A 14,209-nucleotide genomic window follows, 5' to 3' on the forward strand; every position below is an offset into this window, starting at 1 on the left:
CAAATTGTGAAAGCAGGCTCGCAGGCGCGGAAATTAGGGCCTTCGCGAGTCTGGTTGAGCGGCCTGGCGAGCGCCGCTACCTGGATCAACAGGCTTGCCGTTGACCCGTGAAATCGAACAATTACTGCCAGCACCATGAAAATAAAAAGTGGTTACCGGCAATAACGATCAGACGTTGCCTGACACAAAAGGCCGCGCATTATAACCAGCGTTGTGTCATTCGGGGGCATTGCAGGCTGTAGGCGAAAAGACTGGTTTTCTGGCGGTGAAGGAAAAATCTGCTAACAATGCACACGGTGCGTATAACGGCAGCTACGCCATAATGCGCGCCGAGATCAAAGGAGCATCCAATGAGCAGCACTGCACAAACTGCTGAAGGCGAAAAAATTCTTATCGTTGACGACGATCCAGGGCTGAGCAGCCTGCTGGAACGCTTTTTCGTCAGCAAGGGCTACCGTGCCCGCGCCGTCCCGAACACCGAGCAAATGGACCGCCTGCTGGCGCGTGAAGTGTTCAACCTGGTCGTCCTCGACCTGATGCTGCCCGGCGAAGACGGCCTGACCGCCTGCCGCCGCCTGCGCACGGCGAACAATCAGATTCCAATCATCATGCTCACCGCCAAGGGCGACGAGCTGAGCCGCATCAAGGGCCTGGAACTGGGCGCCGACGATTACCTGGCCAAGCCGTTCAACCCGGACGAGCTGATGGCCCGGGTCAAAGCGGTGCTGCGGCGCCAGGCAGCACCGGTGCCGGGTGCGCCGGGCAGCGAAGACGAAAGCGTGACCTTCGGTGACTACGAGCTGTCCCTGGCCACCCGCGAACTCAAGCGTGGCGACAAAGTGCACATGCTCACCACCGGTGAGTTCGCGGTGCTCAAGGCGCTGGTCATGAACGCCCGTCAACCGCTGACCCGCGACAAGCTGATGAACCTAGCCCGTGGCCGCGAGTGGGATGCCCTGGAGCGTTCCATCGACGTGCAGATATCCCGTCTGCGCCGGATGATCGAGCCCGATCCGTCCAAACCGCGCTACATCCAGACCGTCTGGGGCGTGGGCTACGTGTTCGTTCCGGATGGCGCCGCCACGAAGTGATCGGTGATTTGTAGGAGCGGGTCCTGCGGGCAACGGGTCGGATGACCTTTCCCGCAGACTCGCGATCCGCAATATGCGAGCATCGCTCGCTCCTGCAAGTGTGTAGCGGTTACCCATGAAAACCCCTGTTTGGTTCCCCCAGAGCTTCTTCTCCCGCACCCTGTGGCTGGTGCTGATCGTCGTCCTGTTCTCCAAGGCGCTGACCCTGGTTTATCTGTTGATGAACGAAGACGTGCTGGTGGATCGCCAATACAGCCACGGCGTCGCCCTGACGCTGCGCGCCTATTGGGCCGCCGATGAAGAGAACCGCGCGAAGATTGCCGATGCCGCGACCCTGATCCGGGTGGTAGGGGCCGGTGTGCCCGAAGGCGAGCAGCACTGGCCGTACAGCGAGATCTACCAGCGACAGATGCAGGCCGAAYTGGGTGCCGACACCGAAGTACGATTACGCATGCACTCGCCACCGGCGCTGTGGGTCCGGGCGCCCAGCCTGGGCGATGGCTGGCTGAAAGTGCCGCTGTATCCGCATCCGTTGCGCGGCCAGAAAATCTGGAACGTGCTCGGCTGGTTCCTCGCCATCGGCTTGTTGTCGACCGCTTCGGCGTGGATTTTCGTCAGCCAGCTCAATCAACCGTTGAAACGTCTGGTCTATGCCGCGCGGCAACTCGGTCAGGGCCGCAGCGTGCGTCTGCCGATCAGCGACACGCCGAGTGAAATGACCGAGGTCTATCGCGCCTTCAATCAGATGGCCGAAGACGTCGAACAGGCGGGGCGTGAGCGCGAGCTGATGCTGGCCGGGGTGTCTCACGACCTGCGCACGCCGCTGACCCGTTTGCGGCTGTCCCTGGAACTGATGGGCGATCACAGCGACCTGACGGACGACATGATCCGCGACATCGAAGACATGGACGCGATTCTTGACCAGTTCCTGGCCTTCATTCGCGACGGTCGTGACGAGTTGGTGGAAGAAGTGGACCTGAGCGATCTGGTTCGCGAAGTCGCCGCACCGTACAACCAGAACGAAGAAAAAGTGCACTTGCGCCTGGAGCCGATCCAGCCGTTCCCGTTGCGTCGGGTGTCGATGAAGCGGCTGCTGAACAACCTGATCGGCAATGCGCTGCATCACGCTGGCAGTGGAGTGGAAGTGGCGGCTTATGTGTCCGGGGATACCAGCGCGCCGTATGTGGTGCTGAGTGTCATGGACCGTGGCGCGGGGATTGATCCGTCGGAGCTGGAAGCGATTTTCAACCCGTTCACCCGTGGCGATCGGGCCCGGGGCGGAAAGGGGACGGGGTTGGGGCTGGCGATCGTGAAACGGATCGCCTCGATGCATGGCGGGAATGTCGAGCTGCGCAACCGCTCCGGTGGTGGGCTGGAAGCGCGGGTTCGGTTGCCGCTTGGGTTGATGTTGCCGCGGGATGCGGTTTAAGCGTCGTACACAACCTCTGTGGCGAGGGGGCTTGCTCCCGCTCGGTTGCGCAGCGACCGTGAAATCAGGCAACCGTATTTCAATGCAAAACACGGTTGCCGGTTTCGGGAGTCCTTCGGCCTGGACCTCCAGCCCGGTTCAGCGGGAGCAAGCTCCCTCGCCACAGGGCCTGAGTAAGCTTCACCCTTTACCTTTGGTCCGCGTCATATTTGGCCCGCCATTCTTCTCCAGATGCTCAATGATGATCCCCGCCACGTTCTTCCCGGTGGTGGTTTCAATCCCTTCCAGACCCGGCGACGAGTTCACTTCCATCACCAACGGGCCGTGATTGGAACGCAGGATATCCACACCCGCCACTGCCAAACCCATGACCTTCGCTGCACGCAACGCGGTCATGCGTTCTTCCGGGGTGATCTTGATCAGGCTCGCGCTACCGCCGCGATGCAGGTTGGAGCGAAACTCCCCCGGCTTGGCCTGGCGCTTCATCGCCGCGATCACCTTGTCACCGACCACGAAACAGCGAATGTCCGCGCCGCCGGCTTCCTTGATGTACTCCTGAACCATGATGTTCTGCTTCAGGCCCATGAAGGCCTCGATCACCGACTCCGCTGCCGTCGCCGTTTCACACAGCACCACGCCGATGCCCTGGGTGCCTTCCAGCACTTTGATCACCAGCGGTGCGCCGTTGACCATCTCGATCAAGTCGGGAATGTCATCCGGGGAGTGCGCAAAACCGGTGACCGGCAAACCGATCCCCCGGCGCGACAGCAATTGCAGGGAACGCAGTTTGTCTCGGGAACGGGCGATGGCCACCGACTCGTTGAGCGGAAACACCCCCATCATTTCGAACTGGCGCAGCACCGCGCAGCCATAAAACGTGACCGATGCGCCGATCCGCGGGATCACCGCATCGAAACCCTCCAGCGGTTTGCCACGGTAGTGAATTTGCGGCTTGTGGCTGGCAATGTTCATGTAGGCGCGCAGGGTGTCGATCACCACCATTTCATGGCCACGCTCTACACCGGCTTCGACCAGGCGACGGGTGGAATACAGACGCGGATTCCGCGACAGCACAGCGATCTTCATGCAACACCTGTGGAGAGGGTAGATACCGGGAACACCGGCTTGTCTTGTACATATTTGATGCCCGGATTGACCACCAACTGGCCGTCGATCAGGGCTTTGGAACCGAGTAACAGGCGATAACGCATGGACTTGCGGCAGGCGAGGGTGAACTCGACCCGCCAGACCCGATCACCGAGGGCCAGGGTGGTACTGACCACATAGCGCATCTGCGCGTGGCCGTTGGAGCTTTTAATGGTTTTCATCGTTACCAGCGGTGCTTCGCAGCGCCGGTGCCGCAATTGCACCACCGTGCCCAGGTGCGCGGTGAAGCGCACCCACTGTTCGCCGTCGCGCTCGAACGGCTCGATGTCGGTGGCATGCAGGCTGGAGGTACTGGCGCCGGTGTCGATTTTTGCCCGAAGGCCCGCGACTCCCAAATCCGGGAGCGCCACCCACTCGCGCAGACCGACAACGGTCAAATGGTCAAATGTCTTCAAAAGTGCTCAACCGGCAAAAACCGCTCAGGCCGTGTGCGGCCGAATTCGCGGTATTCACGCAGAATAATGGGTAAAAGGCGACAGATATCTACGGCCCGGATTTTCATCCCTCAAACAGGGGGGAATGCCTGCATTCTAATCCACGGCGTTGTGATTCATGGCACGACAGAAACGGTAGTACAGTTCATCGATATTTCAGAATGAGGACATCCAATGGCACAAAAAAGCGAAGAGGACGACAAGGTTCGTCTCGATAAATGGTTGTGGGCTGCGCGTTTTTATAAAACACGTGCCTTGGCCAAGGCCGCGATTGAAAGCGGCAAGGTGCATTGCCGAGGCGAGCGCTGCAAGCCAGGCAAGGAGCCGAGGATCGGCGACGAGTTTCAGATTCGCACCGGCTTCGAGGAGCGCACGGTGGTGGTCCAGGCGTTGTCGATCGTGCGTCGTGGCGCGCCGGAAGCCCAGGCCCTGTATGCCGAAACCGAAGCCAGCGTTGCCAAGCGCGAAGCGGCGGCGGCCATGCGCAAGGCCGGGGCGTTGGGCGTGAGCACCGACGGCAAACCGAGCAAGAAACAGCGCCGGGATTTGTTCAAGTTTCGCGGCAGCAGCAACGACGAGTAGTGACGGCCGTCGGGCGCAGACTTGTAATCGCCTGCCTGTGCAGCCATATGGGGGATATTCGCCAACGGCGCATTTCGCAGGTGAAAGCACCGCTCGTCGAAAACCGAGGTTTGACCTTGCTTGGAACAACCCCGAATTGTTCATAAAATGCCGCTATGGCTAAGCTCACCCCCAAAAGTGCTGCTACGGCGTGTTTCATTTTTTGTAACCTTTTTTGTCACCACTTCAGATACCCAGACCTATGACCGATCTACCGGATACCGACTACACCCAACGCTTCATCTTCGATGACAGCGACACCCGCGGCGAACTGGTGGCATTGGAGCGTAGCTATGCCGAAGTCCTCGCCAAACACACCTATCCGGAGCCGGTCGCGCAACTGCTGGGCGAGCTGATGGCGGCTGCAGCGTTGCTGGTAGGCACCTTGAAGTTCGATGGCTTGTTGATTCTTCAGGCCCGTTCCGAAGGCCCGGTGCCGATGCTGATGATCGAGTGCTCCAGCGAGCGCGAAATTCGCGGCCTGGCCCGCTACGACGCCGAGCAGATCGCGCCCGATGCGACGCTCGCCGACCTGATGCCCAATGGCGTGTTGGCGCTGACTGTCGACCCGACTCAAGGCCAGCGCTATCAGGGTATCGTCGATCTCGACGGTGAAACCCTGTCCGATTGCTTCACCAACTATTTCGTCATGTCGCAGCAGGTTGGCACCCGCTTCAAGCTGTACGCCGACGGCCGTCGTGCCCGTGGCCTGCTGTTGCAGCAATTGCCTGCCGACCGTCTGAAAGATGAAGAAGATCGCGCCGCCAGTTGGCAGCACATCACCGCCCTGGCCAGCACCCTGACCGCCGACGAATTGCTGAGCCTGGACAACGAAACCGTGCTCCATCGCCTGTACCACGAAGAGCAAGTGCGTCTGTTCGATGTGCAGAAACTGCGCTTCCATTGCAGTTGCTCTCGGGAACGCTCGGGCAATGCGTTGGTCAGTCTGGGTCTGGAAGATGCTCAGAGGCTGGTCGTCGAACATGGCGGCAGCATCGAGGTCGATTGCCAGTTTTGCAACGAGCGCTACCTGTTCGACGCGGCCGATATCACTCAATTATTCGCCGGAGCAGGGGTTGATACGCCGTCAGATACCCGTCACTAAAACGCTTCAGCGCAGGTAAATTCACTGCTTTGCGCCGGAATAACGCCGTTCTGACGGGAGGGCCCTACACTTTTTGGGCTTTTCTGGCATAATCCGGCCCACTTTTTTCGCGGTAGTAGTGCACGACTTTCTACTACAAAACGTTTGGAGCACTCGGCCACTGGCCGACGGGGAACCTCATGACGCAAGCCAATAACGCCGTGTACACCGATCTGAGTGTTGATGATCTGGTTAAACAAGCCCTGAATCGCGGTGAAGGCGAGCTTGCCGATACCGGCGCGCTGGTTGTTCGCACCGGTCACCGTACCGGCCGTTCGCCAGTCGATCGTTTCATCGTTGAAGAGCCGACTACTCAGGACGCCATTGCCTGGGGCCCGATCAACCGCAAGTTCCCGGCCGACAAGTTCGATGCCCTGTGGGCTCGCGTCGAGGCGTTCAACAACGCGCAAGAGCATTTCGTTTCCCACGTGCACGTAGGTTCGGCTGAAGAGCACTACCTGGCCGTGAAAATGACTACCCAGACTGCCTGGCAGAACCTGTTCGGTCGTTGCCTGTTCATCAACCCGGCCCAGTACAACCCGGCCGGTCGTGAAGAGTGGCAAGTTCTGAACGTCGCCAACTTCGAGTGCGTGCCAGAGCGTGACGGCACCAACTCCGACGGTTGCGTGATCATCAACTTCGCGCAGAAAAAAGTGCTGCTCGCCGGCATGCGCTACGCCGGTGAAATGAAGAAAGCCATGTTCTCGGTGCAGAACTTCCTGCTGCCGGCCGCCGACGTGCTGCCAATGCACTGCGCCGCCAACATCGGCGAAGCGGGCGACGTGACCCTGTTCTTCGGTCTGTCCGGCACCGGCAAGACCACCCTGTCCGCCGACGAAAGCCGTTACCTGATCGGTGACGACGAACACGGCTGGGGCGAAGGCGTGGTGTTCAACATCGAAGGCGGTTGCTATGCCAAATGCATCGACCTGTCCGAGAAGAACGAGCCGGTCATCTGGAAAGCCATCAAACACGGCGCAGTCCTGGAAAACGTTGTTATCGACGACGCCAAGCACGCCGACTACACCGATGTCAGCCTGACCCAGAACAGCCGCGCCGCCTACCCGCTGGAGCACGTAGCCAAGCGTTCCGAGAAGAACCTGGGCGGCGAGCCAAACGCAGTGATCTTCCTGACCTGCGACCTGACCGGCGTGCTGCCGCCAGTGTCGATCCTCAATGAAGAACAAGCGGCCTACCACTTCCTGTCCGGCTACACCGCACTGGTGGGCTCGACCGAAATGGGTTCCGGCAGCGGCATCAAGTCGACCTTCTCCACCTGCTTCGGCGCACCGTTCTTCCCGCGTCCGGCTGGCGAATACGCAGAACTGCTGATCAAGCGCATCCGCGGCTTCGGCTCCAAGGTTTACCTGGTCAACACCGGCTGGACCGGCGGCGGCTACGGCGTCGGCAAACGCTTCAACATCCCGACCACCCGCGGCGTGATCGCAGCGATCCAGAGCGGCGCGTTGATCGGTGCCGAGACTGAGCACCTGGACACCATCAACCTTGACGTGCCATTGGCTGTGCCGGGCGTTGAGACTGGCCTGCTGAACCCACGTAACACCTGGGCTGACAAGGCTGCTTACGATGAAGCTGCTAAAGCACTGGCCGGGTTGTTTGTCGAGAACTTCAAGAAGTTCGACGTGAGCGACGCGATCAAGGCTGCTGGGCCGAAGTTGTAAGAGTTGGTCTGATGCAATGAGAAAGCCGCCCTTTGGGGCGGCTTTTTTGTGAGCGCTGATTCAGTTCCCTTGAGGCAAAACTGGCAATATTCCCGCAGTAAACACGCTAAACAGCCAGAATAATTCCACTTCTGTTGATCAGATCCCCTCGACCCCTTCCACTTCCTGCGTATCCCACCGTTGTTTCTTGACTGCTTTGTAGAGCATCCCAATAGTCAGCGGCACTTTGTCGCCACGACCCTTCGCTCGGCGCTTGAGAAACACATCAAACCCTTCCGGTTGAAAATACCGATATGCGTCGTAGTCGACGAAATCGATGGCGAACTGTTCCTCCAGCGCTTCCATCAGCTGCCGCGCATCAGCGCCATCGCAACCCAGGTCAAAGTTGATCGAGGTGGTGAGACTGATGGTTTTGCGTTCGGGCAGGCCGAGTTCTTCGTGCAGCAACTGCATGAGCAGGTGCATGGCGTGGTCGTCGGGGAAGTTGGGGGCGAGGATCATTACGGGGCATCCGGTTGGGCTTTGGAGGATCTTATTGGGCGTCGGATTCGTGGGGAAGGGCGCAAGCCCGATGGCAGCGGTTAAAACGTAAAGGATTGCAGGGTTTTGAGGAGATCACTGGAGGCTCGGATGCGCTGGAGGGCGGCTTCGAGGATGTCTTGGGGGTTGGCCTCTGTGTCGATGATCAGGGGCGGGGTGTCGGTGAGGTTGGATTGGAGTGAAAGGTAACGATCGCTGGAGAGCGGATTCCATGTCTTCATTGGTTTTAGCCTCAAATGCATCGGGAAGAACCGCCGTCACCGTGACCAAGCGATGGGAGGCGGACTGTGTTCGGGTTGGTCAACCGATGAGGCTCACATCCCGGCACGCCCGAGGGCGTCCCAAACACAGCCACCATATAGCGTGCAGGCACTTGAAGTGCCGGCAGCATATAACGGACGCGTAGATATGAGCCATTCGGGTGACCAAGCCCGAGTCGCTGATTTGGCAGCGACAGTCACGACTATAGGTTTGAGCCACCGGGCAGCGATAGGCGACAAGGTGTCTTCGGTTGTAGGACCGGGACGAAGCGTTGATAGGGCGTTGCCTACGGACTTATCTCTTTTGCAGTTTGTCTCGTTTGATTGCCATCAGGTGTTTGGCTTCTCCATCTGGAATGCTGGGGCGAGGGTCGTCGAGGCTGGCTTGTACTTGTGCTCTGAACCATGCGTCGCAGGCCGCTTTGTCTGTGTTTTTCATCAGACACACCGCGTTATCGTTCTTCGCGGGCAAGCCTCGCTCCTACAGGGGATCGTGGTCAGGGTCTCAAACCGCTGTGGTTTTCGGCAGGCGTTGCCGGGCGATTTCGAGTAGTTCATTGCCATCCTGGGTCAGCAGGTACAACGCGTTGACGATATTGGGAATGTCTTTCGCGTCGGCCTGTTTGAAGCACAGGCAATAGAGTGTTTCGAGCAGGTCGCCAGCGGCGCGGATGCGTTGTCGGGCGGCATCGAGGATTTCGTGGGGATCGGCCTCGGTGTCGATGACCAACACGGGGGTATTGCTGTAGCTGGTTTTGAGCGGGCGATAGCGGTCTGTTAACGAGTGGCGCGTGTTCATCGAAGTCAGTCCTGTGGGAAGTCGGGCAGTCTCGCCGGCGGGCCGACACAGTGTTTTCAGCCGCGTCGAAAACTATAGAGGGCCACAGCGAGGCGTCGCAAGGTGGTGCAAGTGGACAGGTTTTGTAGGGGATTTACCGGTGTTATCGCCCTTTGCCTACGCATCCCTCGACTATTTTTTAAGCTTTTCCCTTGGTGGTCGATATTCCTACGGGATTGTCAGGCTTAACGCATCCAGCCTCTGGAGGGTGCGCGCCAGAATGTGTAGGACGTTTCGAAGCGTCTGAGTCAACTCTTAAAGGGAATTAGGTATGCAGTGGCTACGTGTGGCCTCGATTTTATTATTGTGGGCCGCTGTTTCTCGGATAGCGGGTGCTGCTGACGTCGGTCATTCGCTCGTGCTCGCCAACATGGAGCGAACCGGTTGGCCGGATGCGCTGACCACCCAAGCGGACATCGATACCGCATCTCGCGCCGAGGTGTTGATGGTGGGCAAGGCGCTGCTGGCCAGCGAAGCGTTGGATGAACAGGGGCTGAAACAGCGACTGGGCGTGCGGGCTGTGAAGCTCAAGTCGGTCAGGCAAGTGCGTGACGGGTTGTGGGATCGGTTGCTGATCACCTATCGCAGTGCCAGTCAGAACTGCGAGGACCAACTCTTCTGTCCTCGTGTGCGCAGGGTCGCCGATTTGCGTCAGCTGGCGGCGGCGTTTACGGGGGAAATAAGCCCGGCTTATGCGACGTGGGCGAGCAAGAGCCGGGTATTTCATGAACAGGCGCTGGATGAGCAGTTGCGGGTGGCGGTATTGGTGCCGTAGCTACCCGAGGTCAGTCGATCGACGACTAAGTCTGTGAGGCACTGTCCAGCGTTGTGGGCGCAGCGTAGAGGGGGTCGTCAGGGAGCTTCATGCACCCGTTCAGCAGCAGGGATGCAAAGATAAGGGCGACTGGAAAAAACAGAGTGTCAGGCATGATTGTTCCTTTGTGAGGATCCGCGTGCAGGCGTCCTGCCTTGATGAAAACTTCGCGGATAATGGTTTTCTCGGGGCGCACCTTACCGGCTGACAGGGGGCTGATGTCAGGGGGCAAAGTGCCTCGTTTGTTTCAATCTGTGGCGAAGGAATCGATGGGTTGACGCTGTATCATCCCGTATCGTTTTTGCCCCCGACCTTTTCTCGACTCGCGGCGTTCGCCGGCTAGGCTTTGGGCTTCGCAGCGGTCAACGGAGTGACAGCTTATGCACAACACCCTGGAACAGGTTTTCGGTTATCCACAGTTTCGGCCCGGCCAGGAGGCAGCGGTCAGCGCGGTACTGGCCGGACGTTCGGCGGCGGCGATTTTCCCTACCGGCTCGGGCAAATCCCTGTGCTATCAGTTACCGGCCATCCTGCTGCCGCACCTGACGCTGGTGGTCTCGCCTCTGCTGGCGTTGATGCAGGATCAGTTGGCGTTCTTGCAGCGCCACGGCATTGCGGCGGGAAGTATCGATTCGGCCCAGAGTCGCGATGACGCCAGCGATGTGATGGCCCGGGCCAAGTCAGGCGAATTGAAGATTCTGATGATTTCCGTGGAGCGCCTGAAGAACGAGCGTTTCCGCCATTTTCTGCAGCAGGTGCCGATCTCGCTGTTGGTGGTGGACGAGGCCCACTGCATCTCCGAGTGGGGTCACAACTTCCGCCCCGACTACCTCAAGCTGCCGGACTATCAGCGCCAGTTCAACATCCCTCAGGCGCTGCTGCTGACGGCCACCGCGACACCCAAGGTGATCGCCGACATGGAGGCCCGGTTCGCCATTGCGCCTGAGGATGTGGTGACCACCGGTTTCTACCGGCCCAATCTCAATCTGTTGGTGGAACCGGTGCGTGGCCAGGACAAGCGCCGCCGCCTGGTCGAGTGGATGAGCCAGCGTCCCGGCCAGCCCAGCATTGTCTACGTCACTCTGCAAAAAACCGCTGAGCACATCGCCGAACATCTGGCGCGCAACGGCATACAGGCCGAGGCCTATCACGCCGGTTTGCCCCACGAGCAACGGGAAGCGATTCAGCGCCGGTTCATGGGCGGGCAGTCCAATTGCATCGTCGCCACCATTGCCTTCGGCATGGGCATCGACAAAAGCGATATCCGCAACGTGGTGCATTTCGACCTGCCCAAATCCATCGAAAACTACAGCCAGGAAATCGGCCGCGCCGGGCGTGACGGGCAGCCGTCCGATTGCCTGGTGCTGGCCAACCGCGACAGCCTCAATGTGCTGGAGAATTTCGTCTACGGCGACACACCGGAGCGGGACGGCATTCGTTGTGTGCTCGACGAGTTGCAAGCCGCAGCGCCCGAGGGGCAGTGGGAGTTTCTGCTGGGGCCTTTGGCCGATCAGAGCAACATCCGCCAGTTGCCGCTCAAGACCTTGCTGGTACAGCTGGAGTTGCGTGGGCTGATCGCTCCACGCTATGCCTATTACGCCGAATACCGCTTCAAGTATTTGCAGGAGCCGGAAGCGTTGCTGGCCCGTTTCGAGGGTGAGCGCAGGGACTTCGTCTCGGCGATCATCCAGACTTCCAGTCGCGCACGGACCTGGGCCACGGTGAATTTCGACGCACTGTATCAGCAGCATTCCGCCGAGCGCAGTCGAGTGGTCAAGGCGCTGGATTACTTCCAGGAAAAGGGCTGGGTGGAGCTTGAAAGCAAGCAGATGACGGAGGTCTATAGCCTGCTGCAAGCCGACTTCGATTCCCAGGCCTTGAGCGCCGAATTGCACACCTACTTCACCCGGCACGAACGCACCGAGATTTCGCGGATTCACGCCATGCTGGATCTGTTCGCCACCGACCACTGCCTGGGCTATCGCCTGGCCGAGTACTTCGGCGACGAAAACGCGCCACGGCGATGCGGGCATTGTTCGGTGTGTCACGGCCACGTAGCGCGATTACCCGAACCACCGGAATTGCCGGCGCTTGTGGATAAAAATTTCGAGGCGCTGTGCGGTGATTTTATCCACAGGCACCAGCAGCACACGGGGAGTGCTCCATCGGCGGAACGCGTGACGCGGTTTTTGTGCGGGATCAGCGTGCCGTTGTTTACCAGGCTCAAGGCACGGTCGATTCCGGGGTTTGCGGCGCTGGAGGAGTATCCGTATGGCGAGGTCCGGACGTGGGCTGAGGCGAACCTCTAACCTGCGGGATCGGGACGCATCCATCCGCTGAATGTCGCCCATCACAGGAATAAACTTCAAAAACACGCATCGGCTGACTATGGTGAGGACTGTCTTTGGATCGCCAATAAGAGAACAACAACCATGAGCCAGACATCGTTCGATATTCAGCGCGCTGCCGTGATTGGCGCGGGCACCATGGGCCGGGGCATTGTCATGTGCCTGGCCAACGCCGGGGTGCCGGTGCAGTGGGTCGATAACAATCCGCAGATGCTTGAGCAGGCGCTGGCCAGCGTGRCTGACACTTACGCCCACAACGTGCGTCAGGGGCGGATCGATCAGACCGAGGCGGATGCGCGCATTGCACGGGTAACGGCGGCTGCCGATTACGCGGCGATCCGCGATGTTGATCTGGTTATCGAAGCTGTCTACGAAAACCTCGAGCTGAAGCAGAAAATCTTCCGCGAACTCGACGGCCTGCTCAAACCTGAAGCGATTCTGGCCAGCAATACCTCGGCGCTGGATATCGACGCCATCGCCGCCGCCACTCGTCGCCCGCAGCAGGTCCTGGGCCTGCACTTCTTCAGTCCGGCGCACATCATGAAGTTGCTGGAGATCGTACGCGGCGCCCAGACCGCTCCGGCGGTGCTTGATGCAGCCCTGGCACTGGGCCAGCGCATGGGCAAGGTCAGCGTGGTCTCGGGCAACTGTCACGGTTTCATCGGCAACCGCATGCTGCATCCGTACGTGCTCGAAGCGCGCAAGATGCTGCTGGAGGGGGCGTTGCCTTATCAGGTGGATGCGGCGCTGCAAGGTTTTGGTTTCGCCATGGGGCCGTTCCGCATGTATGACGTGGTCGRCATTGMCCTGGAGTGGCGCGCGCGGGAGCTGGCTGGCAAGGGCCAGGATGCGCCGGAGGTTCAGGTGGACAATCGTTTGTGCGAGCTCGGGCGTTTCGGTCAGAAGAGCGGCGACGGGTATTACCATTACGAACCGGGCAGTCGTCAGGCTGAGCACGATGTGGAAGTCGATGCGCTGGTGCTGGAAATCAGCGAAGGGTTGGGGTTCCAGCGGCGTGAGATAGGGCCAGAGGAGATTCTTGAGCGCAGCTTGCTGGCACTGGTCAATGAAGGGGCGAAGATCCTTCAGGAAGGCATTGCGGCGTCGGCGCACGACATCGATCTGGTGTACCTCAACGGTTATGGTTTCCCGGCGGACAAGGGCGGGCCGATGGCCTGGGCGGATCAGCAAGGGCTGGACGATATTCATCTGCGGTTGTTGCAGCTTGAGACCAAACAGGGGGATCACTGGGCCCCGGCACGGTTGATTGGGGAGTTGGCGGCGCAGGGCAGAGGGTTTACCGACATGTGATTTAGGTAGTGCCTGTGACAGCGCCTTCGCAGTTTCACCTTAAACTGGCCATCCAACTCCAGGAACCGACGCTGATGTCCAACCCGATGCCCCATCGCACCGACTACCCCCATTTCCAGCCCATCACCACCCGCTGGCATGACAATGACGCCTACGGTCATGTCAATAACGTCACCTACTACAGTTTTTTCGATACGGCGGTGAACACCTACCTGATCGAAGTCGGCGGCCTGGATATCCATGACGGTGAGGTGGTGGGTTTTGTGGTGAGTTCGGCCTGCGATTACTTCGCGTCTATCGCCTTCCCGGATCGGATCGAGATTGGCCTGCGGGTCGGCAAGTTGGGCAGCAGTTCGGTGCAGTACGAGCTGGCGGTGTTCAAGGCTGGAGAAGATGAGGCCTGCGCGGCAGGGCGCTTCGTGCATGTATTCGTCGATCGGCTGTCGAATCAGCCGGTGGCGATTCCTGCCGGGTTGCGCGGGGCGTTGGAGCGACTGGCGATCTGAGGGCAAAAAAAATCGCAGCCCGAG

Annotated in this window: 15 protein-coding genes; 9 read left to right on the forward strand and 6 right to left on the reverse strand. The window is 59.6% G+C overall.

All coding sequences use genetic code 11. The annotated features are described in order from the left end of the window. Nucleotides 1–350: 350 nt before the first annotated feature. Together ompR and AC1DIS_RS03440 are read left to right on the forward strand one after the other, a co-directional pair. Complete coding sequence (gene ompR, locus AC1DIS_RS03435) at nt 351–1,091, forward strand: osmolarity response regulator transcription factor OmpR (RefSeq protein WP_007939544.1); 741 nt, start codon at nt 351–353, stop codon at nt 1,089–1,091. Between the two features lie 115 nt (nt 1,092–1,206). After that, nucleotides 1,207–2,520: an ATP-binding protein gene (locus AC1DIS_RS03440; RefSeq protein WP_007939543.1), complete on the forward strand. Its 1,314-nt coding sequence runs from the start codon at nt 1,207–1,209 to the stop codon at nt 2,518–2,520. A gap of 180 nt (nt 2,521–2,700) precedes the next feature. Here the strand turns inward: AC1DIS_RS03440 and rimK are convergent, their stop codons facing one another. Next, nucleotides 2,701–3,606, reverse strand: coding sequence for a 30S ribosomal protein S6--L-glutamate ligase (rimK, locus tag AC1DIS_RS03445; RefSeq protein WP_018929318.1), 906 nt, complete (start codon nt 3,604–3,606; stop codon nt 2,701–2,703). Then, complete coding sequence (gene rimB, locus AC1DIS_RS03450; protein ID WP_018929317.1) at nt 3,603–4,082, reverse strand: retropepsin-like aspartic endopeptidase RimB; 480 nt, start codon at nt 4,080–4,082, stop codon at nt 3,603–3,605. Before rimB ends, rimK begins: the two co-directional genes overlap by 4 nt. A gap of 213 nt (nt 4,083–4,295) precedes the next feature. On the opposite strand from rimB, the gene AC1DIS_RS03455 reads away from it, so the two are divergent. From AC1DIS_RS03455 to AC1DIS_RS03465, 3 genes are all read left to right on the forward strand, one after another. Continuing rightward, complete coding sequence (locus AC1DIS_RS03455; protein WP_064615830.1) at nt 4,296–4,703, forward strand: RNA-binding S4 domain-containing protein; 408 nt, start codon at nt 4,296–4,298, stop codon at nt 4,701–4,703. Nucleotides 4,704–4,944: 241 nt separating this feature from the next. Then, complete coding sequence (gene hslO / locus AC1DIS_RS03460) at nt 4,945–5,847, forward strand: Hsp33 family molecular chaperone HslO (protein ID WP_477744107.1); 903 nt, start codon at nt 4,945–4,947, stop codon at nt 5,845–5,847. 179 nt (nt 5,848–6,026) lie between these two features. Continuing rightward, the gene (locus AC1DIS_RS03465) at nt 6,027–7,568 is read left to right on the forward strand and encodes a phosphoenolpyruvate carboxykinase (RefSeq protein ID WP_018929314.1); all 1,542 of its coding nucleotides are present in this window, start codon (nt 6,027–6,029) and stop codon (nt 7,566–7,568) included. 138 nt (nt 7,569–7,706) lie between these two features. Here AC1DIS_RS03465 and AC1DIS_RS03470 read toward each other — a convergent pair whose 3' ends face one another. The 4 genes from AC1DIS_RS03470 to AC1DIS_RS03485 all read right to left on the reverse strand — a co-directional run bounded on the left by AC1DIS_RS03470 (nt 7,707) and on the right by AC1DIS_RS03485 (nt 9,167). Continuing rightward, a complete protein-coding gene (locus AC1DIS_RS03470; protein ID WP_086944160.1) occupies nt 7,707–8,069 on the reverse strand; it encodes a DUF1493 family protein in 363 nt (120 codons plus the stop codon). Between the two features lie 80 nt (nt 8,070–8,149). Then, nucleotides 8,150–8,329, reverse strand: a complete 180-nt coding sequence (locus AC1DIS_RS03475; protein ID WP_086944159.1) for a hypothetical protein — start codon at nt 8,327–8,329, stop codon at nt 8,150–8,152. Between the two features lie 334 nt (nt 8,330–8,663). Continuing rightward, a complete protein-coding gene (locus tag AC1DIS_RS03480; RefSeq protein WP_342745208.1) occupies nt 8,664–8,807 on the reverse strand; it encodes an antitoxin PaaA2 family protein in 144 nt (47 codons plus the stop codon). Between the two features lie 66 nt (nt 8,808–8,873). Then, on the reverse strand, nt 8,874–9,167 hold the full coding sequence (locus tag AC1DIS_RS03485; RefSeq protein WP_018929310.1) for a hypothetical protein: 294 nt from the start codon (nt 9,165–9,167) through the stop codon (nt 8,874–8,876). Nucleotides 9,168–9,477: 310 nt separating this feature from the next. On the opposite strand from AC1DIS_RS03485, the gene AC1DIS_RS03490 reads away from it, so the two are divergent. The 4 genes from AC1DIS_RS03490 (at nt 9,478) to AC1DIS_RS03505 (ending at nt 14,185) form a co-directional block, all read left to right on the forward strand. Then, entirely contained in the window at nt 9,478–9,981 is a 504-nt protein-coding gene (locus AC1DIS_RS03490) for a polysaccharide deacetylase (protein ID WP_477744108.1), read from the forward strand. Between the two features lie 419 nt (nt 9,982–10,400). Further along, a complete protein-coding gene (locus AC1DIS_RS03495) occupies nt 10,401–12,329 on the forward strand; it encodes a RecQ family ATP-dependent DNA helicase (protein WP_477744109.1) in 1,929 nt (642 codons plus the stop codon). A 123-nt stretch (nt 12,330–12,452) separates the two neighbouring features. Then, nucleotides 12,453–13,679 carry a 3-hydroxyacyl-CoA dehydrogenase gene (locus AC1DIS_RS03500; protein WP_477780766.1) on the forward strand — a complete coding sequence of 409 codons (1,227 nt, stop codon included), beginning with the start codon at nt 12,453–12,455 and terminating at the stop codon, nt 13,677–13,679. Nucleotides 13,680–13,753: 74 nt separating this feature from the next. Further along, nucleotides 13,754–14,185 carry an acyl-CoA thioesterase gene (locus AC1DIS_RS03505; protein ID WP_018929305.1) on the forward strand — a complete coding sequence of 144 codons (432 nt, stop codon included), beginning with the start codon at nt 13,754–13,756 and terminating at the stop codon, nt 14,183–14,185. Nucleotides 14,186–14,209 lie beyond the last annotated feature (24 nt).

This window comes from Pseudomonas sp. 05N433, assembly GCF_056396925.1.

Excerpts from the sequence above, each read along its gene's own strand:
- AC1DIS_RS03465 (WP_018929314.1), top strand. The coding sequence starts at position 6,027 with ATGACGCAAGCCAATAACGCCGTGTACACCGATCTGAGTGTTGATGAT.
- hslO (WP_477744107.1), top strand. The coding sequence starts at position 4,945 with ATGACCGATCTACCGGATACCGACTACACCCAACGCTTCATCTTCGAT.
- AC1DIS_RS03495 (WP_477744109.1), top strand. The coding sequence starts at position 10,401 with ATGCACAACACCCTGGAACAGGTTTTCGGTTATCCACAGTTTCGGCCC.
- AC1DIS_RS03470 (WP_086944160.1), bottom strand. The coding sequence starts at position 8,069 with ATGATCCTCGCCCCCAACTTCCCCGACGACCACGCCATGCACCTGCTC.
- AC1DIS_RS03455 (WP_064615830.1), top strand. The coding sequence starts at position 4,296 with ATGGCACAAAAAAGCGAAGAGGACGACAAGGTTCGTCTCGATAAATGG.
- rimK (WP_018929318.1), bottom strand. The coding sequence starts at position 3,606 with ATGAAGATCGCTGTGCTGTCGCGGAATCCGCGTCTGTATTCCACCCGT.
- AC1DIS_RS03480 (WP_342745208.1), bottom strand. The coding sequence starts at position 8,807 with ATGAAAAACACAGACAAAGCGGCCTGCGACGCATGGTTCAGAGCACAA.
- AC1DIS_RS03485 (WP_018929310.1), bottom strand. The coding sequence starts at position 9,167 with ATGAACACGCGCCACTCGTTAACAGACCGCTATCGCCCGCTCAAAACC.
- ompR (WP_007939544.1), top strand. The coding sequence starts at position 351 with ATGAGCAGCACTGCACAAACTGCTGAAGGCGAAAAAATTCTTATCGTT.
- AC1DIS_RS03490 (WP_477744108.1), top strand. The coding sequence starts at position 9,478 with ATGCAGTGGCTACGTGTGGCCTCGATTTTATTATTGTGGGCCGCTGTT.
- AC1DIS_RS03505 (WP_018929305.1), top strand. The coding sequence starts at position 13,754 with ATGTCCAACCCGATGCCCCATCGCACCGACTACCCCCATTTCCAGCCC.
- AC1DIS_RS03475 (WP_086944159.1), bottom strand. The coding sequence starts at position 8,329 with ATGAAGACATGGAATCCGCTCTCCAGCGATCGTTACCTTTCACTCCAA.